This is a genomic window from Verrucomicrobiia bacterium (assembly GCA_036405135.1).
GTDB lineage: Bacteria > Verrucomicrobiota > Verrucomicrobiia > Limisphaerales > JAEYXS01 > JAEYXS01.
In genome coordinates this window covers 359,487-369,428 of sequence record DASWYF010000022.1, presented here as the reverse complement: position 1 = coordinate 369,428, position 9,942 = coordinate 359,487, and the positions used below count along the sequence as shown (strand labels likewise).

10 protein-coding genes are annotated in these 9,942 nt (G+C 54.7%); 3 read left to right on the top strand and 7 right to left on the bottom strand.

All coding sequences use genetic code 11. The annotated features are described in order from the left end of the window. Positions 1 to 205: 205 nt before the first annotated feature. From VGH19_12000 to VGH19_11990, 3 genes are all read right to left on the bottom strand, one after another. The gene (locus VGH19_12000; GenBank protein ID HEY1172086.1) at positions 206 to 433 is read right to left on the bottom strand and encodes a DUF1508 domain-containing protein; all 228 of its coding nucleotides are present in this window, start codon (positions 431 to 433) and stop codon (positions 206 to 208) included. A 171-nt stretch (positions 434 to 604) separates the two neighbouring features. Next, positions 605 to 3,124: a DEAD/DEAH box helicase gene (locus tag VGH19_11995; protein HEY1172085.1), complete on the bottom strand. Its 2,520-nt coding sequence runs from the start codon at positions 3,122 to 3,124 to the stop codon at positions 605 to 607. A gap of 40 nt (positions 3,125 to 3,164) precedes the next feature. After that, entirely contained in the window at positions 3,165 to 3,854 is a 690-nt protein-coding gene (locus VGH19_11990; protein HEY1172084.1) for a class I SAM-dependent methyltransferase, read from the bottom strand. Positions 3,855 to 4,274: 420 nt separating this feature from the next. Here VGH19_11990 and VGH19_11985 point away from each other — a divergent pair, with 420 nt between their 5' ends. The 3 genes from VGH19_11985 to VGH19_11975 are packed head-to-tail and all read left to right on the top strand — an operon-like array spanning position 4,275 to position 6,446. Next, complete coding sequence (locus VGH19_11985; protein HEY1172083.1) at positions 4,275 to 5,333, top strand: polyprenyl synthetase family protein; 1,059 nt, start codon at positions 4,275 to 4,277, stop codon at positions 5,331 to 5,333. A gap of 17 nt (positions 5,334 to 5,350) precedes the next feature. Further along, positions 5,351 to 5,998, top strand: coding sequence for a sigma-70 family RNA polymerase sigma factor (locus VGH19_11980; protein HEY1172082.1), 648 nt, complete (start codon positions 5,351 to 5,353; stop codon positions 5,996 to 5,998). 1 nt (position 5,999) lies between these two features. Continuing rightward, the gene (locus VGH19_11975) at positions 6,000 to 6,446 is read left to right on the top strand and encodes a hypothetical protein (GenBank protein ID HEY1172081.1); all 447 of its coding nucleotides are present in this window, start codon (positions 6,000 to 6,002) and stop codon (positions 6,444 to 6,446) included. Between the two features lie 72 nt (positions 6,447 to 6,518). Here VGH19_11975 and VGH19_11970 read toward each other — a convergent pair whose 3' ends face one another. From VGH19_11970 to VGH19_11955, 4 genes are all read right to left on the bottom strand, one after another. Then, complete coding sequence (locus VGH19_11970) at positions 6,519 to 7,841, bottom strand: hypothetical protein (protein HEY1172080.1); 1,323 nt, start codon at positions 7,839 to 7,841, stop codon at positions 6,519 to 6,521. A gap of 83 nt (positions 7,842 to 7,924) precedes the next feature. Continuing rightward, a complete protein-coding gene (locus VGH19_11965) occupies positions 7,925 to 9,169 on the bottom strand; it encodes a sialidase family protein (protein ID HEY1172079.1) in 1,245 nt (414 codons plus the stop codon). Positions 9,170 to 9,247: 78 nt separating this feature from the next. Further along, a complete protein-coding gene (locus tag VGH19_11960; GenBank protein HEY1172078.1) occupies positions 9,248 to 9,646 on the bottom strand; it encodes a PIN domain-containing protein in 399 nt (132 codons plus the stop codon). Beyond that, entirely contained in the window at positions 9,621 to 9,878 is a 258-nt protein-coding gene (locus tag VGH19_11955; protein HEY1172077.1) for a type II toxin-antitoxin system VapB family antitoxin, read from the bottom strand. Before VGH19_11955 ends, VGH19_11960 begins: the two co-directional genes overlap by 26 nt. Positions 9,879 to 9,942 lie beyond the last annotated feature (64 nt).

The window sequence follows — 9,942 nt, the reverse complement described above, 5'->3', positions numbered from 1 at the left end:
CCGCTTCAAACGGCCCGGCCAGTTCTGGACGCCCAAAGGCATGCGCCATCTGGCCGCACTCTCCGAGGCACGCCATAATCACCACTGGGATCAACTCTGGTTCACTACCTAATCGGGGGCAGTGTCAAGATGCGCCCGGTGACAGACGATATCATCCTTCTGATCTTTTGCTGCCGGATAACCTCCAAAACCGAAATTACGAAATTTACCGCTCAGGTGGAGCGGGTTTGAAGAGATTCTGCTGGGAACTGTCCGAGACCGTCACATCAATCTCTACAGCTTGCAGGGAGTTCTTGGCCATCTGGATGGATTTCAAACACGCTTCCTTGGTGGCATGGCTTTCACCGTAGGCAAGACGTTCACCGCCGTCTGCCTTTAGCTGCCAATACCACCGGTGATCCTTAGCTGATTGCCAATACTCGTACTTCATCATGCTTCCATCCCCTCAAGCCTGATTGGGAGAACAAATTTAATCCACTTTTGCCTCAATGCAATACAGCCCGCCTCACTTTTCAGAAAATTTACCCAGTTTTCCTCCTCATTTCCATGCAGAACGCCCACTTTCTGCGCCATCGTAAATCAGATAATTCCGACAATGTTAAACTTAACGCCGAAAATGCAATTTGTGCTCCACCCGTTTCGTCTGGTGGTACTCCAAAGGGGGCAACTCCGTCAGCGTCGGTGATTCCGTTTCGTTCAGGATTTCCTTCGCCATTTTCTGAAGCTCCGCATAACGCGGCCAGTCCAGCTTCGGCGAGTGCGCGATCTGCCGCAGCAAACTCCGCCACTCGATGATCACGCGATCAATATCACCCACACCCAGAAAATCTGTGATCCACGCCGCCTTGCTCGCCGGATTTTTATGCACACCCGCTACGACTGTCTCTGCACCGGAACCATACTTCGGTGGCAACCCATTCTCCAAGTAGCCCGGAATGTTTTGGTTCCCATACTTCTCATGACAGATCATCGGCAGACGTCCACCCCAACGGCTCTCCTCCGTGCAAAAGCGGAACCCAGCATCCAAGTTCGCAATGTCGTAAATCAGTTCATTCAAGGAATAGTTTTTATCCTCCAACGCCGCCGCAATCGCCAAACCATACCCTTGCTGAAAAAAACTGACGATGCGCCCGCGCAAGGTCGGCTTCCCGCTCGCTTCCACCAGTCCCAGCCGACGCCACAACAAAGCTGTGCCGGTAGCCGCTGGTATTCGGCGGCATTGCTCCACTTGATCACACACCGCGCAATCGGGTGGCAGAATATCGCGCATCACCGGATTCCACAGCGCCACACCGTACTGATCCACCGGCACTGCCAACGTCAGATTCTCCAAGCTGACCTGCGCCACGATGTGGTTCTCCACCGGTTCAAAACGGATGACCGGTGTCCCCTGCTCCGCCATCTTCGTGGCCACTATGTTCTTCACCTTCTCTTGCCACGTCGGCATCGGCATCTCGCGTCCGTTCCAGCCAGTCATCCGGCGCACCCACTTGGCCAGGAACACGCGTCCCCCCATCATCGTCTCCGCCACTGTTACCGCACGTCCGTGAATCTTACGGCCATCTTGCGTTCTCAATTCGCAAAGCTGTCCTGTGCCTACTTTGTCCAAGGCCGCTGGCTCCGTCAGCATCGGGCGCAATTGCGGCACGGCCTGTCCTTCTTGCACTTTGATCTCGGCGATCTGGATTTCGCTGACACGCCGTATCTCCGGCTTCGGTATCGCCTGCCATTCACCGCGGCTGTTCCGCATCTCGCGATAACGCTGCCCCACGTGTCGCGCGCGTTCTGCATCCGTCTTCAATCCGCACGGCGTCACCGGATGCTTTAAGGATTCTTCCACGCCGAGAAAGATCGGCTTCGTGGTGAAGAGGCGCTCCTGCACGCGCACAGCATCGATGAATGGTTCACGCCCTTGATCCGCTGCTGCGGCCATGATTCCCAGTAACGCACCCCAATCCACCATGCCGCTCCGTGAAAGATGTGCCGCGTAACCTTCGTTCAGGCGGATCTGGTTCGAACTCACCAGCACATAACCCACTTCATCGATGCCACGCCTTCCCGCGCGCCCGAACATCTGCAGTATCTCATCGGGCCGCAACGGTTGCTCCACTTGGTCACGTCGATAAGATTCTCCCGCCAAAGTCACACTGCGCAGGGAAAAATTGATCCCCGCCGCCAAGCCCATCGTCGCCACCACACACCGCAACTGCCCCGCCTTCGCCAGCGGTTCGATCACACCCGCTCGCGCACCGTAGCTAAGTCCGCTATGATGATACGCCACCCGTGATTTCAACATCTTGGCCAGATTCTCGCCCACCAGCAACTTCTGCTCCGGCGTAAGTTCCAGCGGATTCGGGTTCGGCAGATACCTCGCCAGATCTGCCGCCAAAGTTTCCGTGGCCTGACGCCTTGGCGCAAAGACCAACACCGGTCCTAAATCCTCTGCCAATGCCTTCGCTACAAAACGCGGCCAGTAACCCTTCACTTCGGAGGGCACGTGATAATTGAGATTATTCGCGAAGACTTCATCCAACGGCACCGGCCTTTTCTCATACTTCACTTGCACTGCGTTCCGACCGATTCGCCGCAGCCACTTCACCACATCCTGCGGATTCCCCACACTGCCGCTGAGCAACAGCAACTGCGTCTTGGGCGGTGCGAGTGCGATGGCCAGTTCGTAATTCAGCCCGCGATCCGGGTCACCAATCATCTGATATTCATCCACCACCAGCAGTGCCGGACCATCACCTTGGATGAGTCGATTCTTCTGCGTCTCCAACGTGGCGACGATGACCGGTGCATTCAGGTTCTCCGAAAGATCACCTGTGGCAATGCCCACATCCCAGCCGCGTGCCCGCCATTCGGCCAATTTGTCATTCGCCAAAGCACGTGTTGGGACCGTGTAGATGGCTTGATTGCGATTCTTCCCTCCATTCGACCACAGCTCGAAAATCAATGTCTTCCCCGCACCCGTCGGCGCATGCACGACGACATCCTTTCCCTCACGCAATGCCGTGACTGCTTCCTGCTGCCAGAGGTCTGGCACAGTCACGGTATTCAAGGGGGATGCTGCTGCCTCCGCCAATTTATCCGCCAACGTCTGCACGCACCGAAGATACCGCATCCTGCCGAAAGCGAAACGGGGAAAATGTTTTCGCGCTCCACTACCGCTGCGCGATCAGCGTCAGCCGCGGCCACCACCACACGGTCTTTCCCGCTTCCATCGCCACACGATAACACTCTCGCACATGTTTCGAAGCCGTCTCCACCAGCCTGCGCACGGCCACCCGATTCTCCTGCGGCGTGTTCGCCGTCTCGAAATACCATTCGAGATCGGGTTGCTTGAACGTCTTCAACTCTGCTGAATTCACTTTCAATCCCACCATCACACAGAGCTTGGTCCAGGAACGCGGCGAAAGCAGCCGGTTATGACTGGGATCACGCAACTTCTCCACCTCATGCAACCATGCTTCCGCTTCCGGCTCATCATCCGGCACAGAACCATCGATCAACAGGAAGTAACCACCGGGACGCAACACCCGCGCGGCTTCATTCACAAAATCCGGTGGCGAACTGAAATGATGCGGCGCCACGCGGCACGTCACGAGATCGAAACTGCCATTCGCATAAGGGAACTTCTCCGCCGCATGTTGCTGGGTAGTAATCTTCAAACCGCGCTCCGTCGCCGCTTCCAAGGCCCGGTCCAACATCGGTTGCGCGATGTCCGCCAGAGTCACGCGATGGCCCAACCCGGCGAAATAGAGGCCGGTATGTCCCGCTCCCGTGGCCACATCCAGCACATCGGCTACCGGCGGCAGCAGCATTTGCTGCGTGGCCGCGATGACGTCGTCCACATTCTGCAGGATGTGTCCCTTACCGTACCGATGACTTTGTTTCCCAAACTGTTCTTGGGCCGCGCTTTGAACCGAATCCAGTTGCACAGGCGGAACATAAAGCATGCACCGGGTTTTCGCCACTACCCAACGTGCTGCCGGATTCTAGCCGGCAGTAAAGGGGCTAACACTGGTAAATCAGTGTGACAAATGAAACTGAGCAAACTTCGGTCCGACAGGATAAATCGGCATCCCGTCATAAACCTCGTGTTTCGTCGGACGCACTTAACTGCCGGCTAGAATCCGGCGGCACGGACTTTATGTTTCGGCTCAAAACTTGCCAAAACGCCTCTGCATTAGGGCGCATTAACCCCATCGTAAGCAAACAACGGTGAGGCAATCGGTTTGACTTGGTTTTCCGGCAAACTAGATTGATAGCTAATGTTGGTTCCTGACGAGAAGGCAAATGGCCCTTTGACGGCCACGATGACCCCGCCCCAGCCCTTGGCTGATTGGCGGCTGATCGTCGCCCCCGTACAGCCTTTCCTCAGTGCCGTCACCGTCAGCCTCGGCCAGCAGGTGGAGGCGTTCGATGCCGAGATCGCCCCTTACGCGAAGTATGCACTGACCAATCAGGGCAAGCATCTGCGTCCGGCCTTGGTCGCTCTGAGCGGTGGTGCCATCCAGCCTAATCATCATAATGAAGACCTGGTGACGGTCGCGGTCATCATCGAGATGATCCACCTCGCCACCTTGGTCCATGACGACATCATGGACATGGCCGAGATGCGCCGCCAGCGCCCTACCTTGGCCGCAAATTGGGGCAACCAGATTTCCGTGCTCTTGGGTGATTGTCTCTTTGCCCATGCGCTCAAACTCGCTGCCAGCTTCCCGACCACGGAAGTTTGCCGCGCGGTGTCCTCTTCCACGAATACCGTTTGCAGCGGTGAAATCTTGCAGACGCATCGCCGGGGCAAGCTGGACATGTCACGCGCTGAGTATTTCAAGATACTATCCATGAAGACGGGCGAACTCTTCGCCCTCTCCTGCGATCTCGGTGCGCACTTGAGCAATGCCACTCCAACCCAGCGTCGTGCTTTACGTGACTATGGCATGGCCCTCGGCACCGCTTATCAGATTTACGATGATTGCGTGGATCTCTTCGATTCCGAAGATCGCGCGGGCAAATCATTGGGCACCGATCTAGCCAGCGGCAAGGTGACCCTGCCCCTGCTTTCCGTGCTGGAAAAGTGCACTCCGGCGGAACGCACGCAATTGGAACGCTGGTTGCAGGCATGGAAGCCGGAGTATCAATCGGGCGTCACCACTTTGCTCGAACGCTACGATTCTTTGACGATTTCCCAACAGGTGATTGAACAGCATCTCTTCGAAGCGCGTCAGCAATTGAAGACATTGCCGCCGACACCCGGACGTCAGGCCCTGCAAGCGCTGACAGATTTTTTAGCGCAACAAACGAACGGACTGGGTGTTACGGCTTAATAAGCTTGTAACAGCCTATGACGGGAACAGCCACTTTCGACATCATGGATTTATCCTCCACCCCCAAAGAAGCCGATGTGGCGAAAGCCGAGGCCGCGGCGGAGGATCGTGAACTGGTAAAGAAATCCCAAGCCGGTGACATGGACGCCTATGACCGGCTGGTCCGCAAATATCAGGAGCGCATCTACGGCACGATTTACCACATGACGTCTAATCACGAGGACGCCAACGATCTCGCCCAAGAAACGTTCGTTAAAGCGTACAGCGCCCTGAAAAATTTTAAGGGCGATTCCAGCTTCTTCACGTGGGTCTATCGCATCGCGGTGAACAAGACCATCAACTTCCTGAAAACCCGGAAGAATCGCAGCTTTCTCAGCCTCAACGACTTGGACCAGCAGGTAGAGCATGACGAAGAGCTAGTGGAACTCGTATCCCAACACACACCGCGTCGTGATGCAGGCTTGGCGGAGCTGCAGGAAAAATTGAACGAGGCGATGCAGAAGCTGTCAGAAGACCATAGAACGGTAGTTACCTTGCACGATGTTCAGGGCCTGTCGCATGAAGAGATCGGAAAGATCATGGATTGCAACACAGGCACGGTCCGGTCCCGGTTGTTCTACGCCCGGCAACAATTGCAGGCCTACCTCTCAGATTATCTGAAATAATATGGAACCGGCCAATAACGACAACGATTTCGCGCAGCTTCGCAAATTGCTTGCCCTTAAGAAGCACGAGCAGCCGCCTCCCGGTTACTTTGACCGCTTCAGCCAGCAGGTGCGAAACCGCATCGAGACTGAACAGGCCGATGCTTCCGCTTCTTGGTGGGATAGCCTGTGGGAGCGCTTCCAGTTGAAGCCCGCAATGGTCATGGCTTACAGCGCTTTGGTCTGTGGTCTTCTCGTCACGGGTGTGATGATGTCCGGCAAGATGCAGAGCGGTAACGATATGGCCAATCCGGCCAATTTATCCTCTCCCTCGGCTGATGTTGCCACCACGGTGAATGACAATCCATTGGCCGAAACCAGAGTGGCGCAAACCAATCAAGGTCCGGCTCCCGAGAATCTGTTCACTCCTTCTGTCACCACACAACCGGTGAATTTCGAGAAGAAGTAATCGATCTTCCAAAATGAAAAGGGCCGAGTTCATCACTCGGCCCTTTTTCTTTATTCATATCTGAAATCACCATCAACGATAGCGGGAGAAGACCAACGTTCCTTCGTTGATCTTCACTGAAATATTATCTTCGTTCAATACCGTCAAAGTGCCCGTCGCCTCCGCATCATCTTTCTTGAGGCTGACCGCTACATCATTCTCATTTCTGGTCCAGCGACCGCTGGCCATAAGTGGCATCTGCGTGATATCAGACACTGAGGGGGCGGCCGAGGGACCGGTGTCCGGTGCGTTTGGAGCCGGCGGCTGCCATCCGTCCGTTTGAGGCGGGGGCGGCTTCGGAGTCCAGCGAGCCTGCACCAACCCACGCATCTGGCTGAAATCCACCTTCGTACCACGCAGGAACATCTGGCCGTCTGGCGTGTTCACCAAAACCAGATCATCGATATTCTTGGCCATGAGGTTTTTCAATATCAACAGTTGCTGCGGAGTCACCTGTGCATGGTTTTGCTTCACGGCATTGATCGTGGGAGCCAAGTTGATGACCCATACCCCGATCACCATCTCGCTGTCGTATTTTGCCGACTTTCCAGTCTTGGCAAATTCCAAAAGATCCGCCGTATCTACCTGCTTCAACTGGGACTGGATAAATGTGTTCTTCAACAACTTCATCGAGTTGGTGTTGAACCAAGTGGTGATCGGCGCCTTGCTCTCCAAAATCTGCCGAGTTTCCGGTCCGGCCAGAAGTTTAACGAACTCAGGCGTACCGGAAAGACTGAGGAAAAGCGGGTAATGCATCATGCGGCTTTGCAACTGCGGATTCTGGTACATATAGCCGATGATATCAGAAGCCTGATAATACCTCTCCGGCGCACGCTGCATAGCAGCACCCAGTTTTTCAAAACCGGATTCTTGAAGGTCATTCCGGAGTTTCGCCGCTGTCTTGTAAAGGAAAGGCGCCCGGTCGTTCGGTTCTGACAGCATGATCGGGTAACCGACCGAATAGATGAAACCAAGCAATATACCAACCCATAGCCCCCCTTTGATCAGGCCCACACAGATACCCACCCGGTTGTTCATCCGCTCCCATAGGCTAAACTTTTCCTCAGTGGTTTTGTACTTGTAGTAGAGATATATTTTCAGATGAACGCCTTGCGCCAGGGAAAAAATGACAGCCACCAAACCGAAAAAGACCAACACCGGCGGCATGATGAGCAGCGTTGTCGGCGTGTCAAAAAAACCCATCGTCATGGGCCTGAGCTTGTCCCCGATCGGCCATGCCAGCAGATAGGCGATCCAAGTTCCCAACGTAGCAATTGAGACACGTAATGCACCGGCCGTGTGGCCGATGGTGCCTCCCATGGCAAGACATGCGATGACGAGAATCCAGATGGTCATTTCCTAGACAATAAAAAGCAGATGCCTCCAACGCACGCAGAAAAATCAGTAACTTGCAATTTTACTGCGCTTGGTGGAACCGCCTATTTCTTGCCTTTGAAGGTGTCTTTCCCGTCTGAAAGCCATTCCAGATTGAACCGGGCGACCGTCAACCGGCCTGTCTTGGTGCTGCTTTTCTCATCCGTGGAGCCTCGTTCGTAGAAGCACAGGATGGTTCCATCCTTCGCCATCGCGAGGTCACTGTAACCGCTGAAACCCTCTTCCAGACGCTTGTTCACAGCCCAAGTCTTGCCCTCATCATAGGATAATTTGACGGCCAGATTGATGCGATCACGGGACATCTCCGGTTTCTCTTTGCCGTCTTTCCGGGTCAAATTATCCGGGTTTGCAAACGCTAAACGGTTTTTGCCGCCCGTCTTTTCATCAGAAACCCGGATGATGCTGGCCATGCAAACGGGCTCCAGCAAAGCCTCCTCGAACTGAACTTTGCTCCATTTGGTCGCCCCATCCTTGCTGAAGGATACCGCACGGCGATGTTCTTTCGATTCGCTGCGAATGTTCAGCATTGTCCGTCCATCGGCCAGCTCGACCACGATAGTCTCACTAGGATTCTTCAATTCCGGATGCGCCACCACCATGTCTCCGCGATGCCAGGTTTTGCCTTTGTCATCACTATAGACCACCGAAACTGCCGAGGGCCGATGAGCATGACCACCCTCACCCGTGGATAACCAAACCGGCACGACCAAACGACCGTTTTTCAACTGGATGCCATGGGCTGGTCCCGCCGCCAGCACTTTCCAGTCATACTCAGGACGGAACTTGTCAAAGGCTGACGTGATCTCGATAGGTGCAGACCAAGTAACGCCTTCATCCTTGCTGTTCATGTAGAATGCCCAGCAATACTCCAGGCAAAAAACGAAATGAACGGAGCCGTCCTTGTCCACGATGGCCGTCGCGTTGTTATAGGTCACATCGTTCGTGTTCCCCAGCTTTTGCGCGAGTGCCACGGGGTTCTTGGTTTTCGGTCCGGGAACATCGGCAATCTTCCGCATGGCGTCCCACGTTTTGCCGCCATCGGTGCTCCGGCGCATCACGATGTCGATGGTATCCCAGTCACTCTTGCCTGTGCGACGCGCTTCACAGTAGGCGAGCACCGTTCCCTTCTTTGTCACCACCATGCCCGGGATACGATAGAGAGCATAGCCATCCTTCCCTGCTTCGAAGATATCCACCTTCTCCAACAATGGCTCAGCCGCCGATGCGTTAAATGTGAAAAGACCGGCTGTGAGAGCCAGAGCAGAAAAGATGCGGGCAAATGCTTTCATACGGGTAGGAACAAAATGGACTCTAATCATATCACTCACAACCAAACTCAACTGGTAAGCGCACCTGACCAGATGCTCTTACAGATCAATCTGGTCAACCGAGCGCAAACCAGGAATGGACTTGAAATGATTGTCATGCGTCAGCACCACTGCATTAATGCGCTTGGCACAGCAGGCGATGACCACATCTGTCACCGGCAGCAACACGCCCTTCCGATCCAAGGACCAAAGCAGGTCTTCGGCTTCCTGCCACAGCGCATTGTCCGTGGGCACATTCACCATCACATCCCAAAAACTCTGGAACTTCTTGAGCGTATTTGGGTGCAGCAGTGCCCGACCTACTTCGCAACGGATGATCCCGCATACCGCCAGATCCCGGTCCGCTGCCAGAGGAGCGAGTTCTTTGAGCGGGTCACGCTTCGCCCGTAACAGTTTGATATAGTAACTACTGTCAACGAGAACGGGATTTGCGGCCATAGCTTACAGGGGTTTCACGCTTTCTCATCTCGTCGAGGTCATAGGCAGGATTGATCGCATCCTTCAATTCATCCGCAGCCAAGCCCAATCCGGCTGAAGCCAGCTTCACCAAACGGGAGCGCCGGTCGATCTCTCTCAGAGCCAAGTCTACCGCCCGTGTTTTACTATCGGTCCCAAACGCTTTCATGACCCGGGTCAGCAACTGATCATCAATATGCATGGTCATCTTCATACCATATAAAGTATGGCATCAATGCCATACCTGCAAATAAAGAAAAACGCCCGGTCTGTAAACA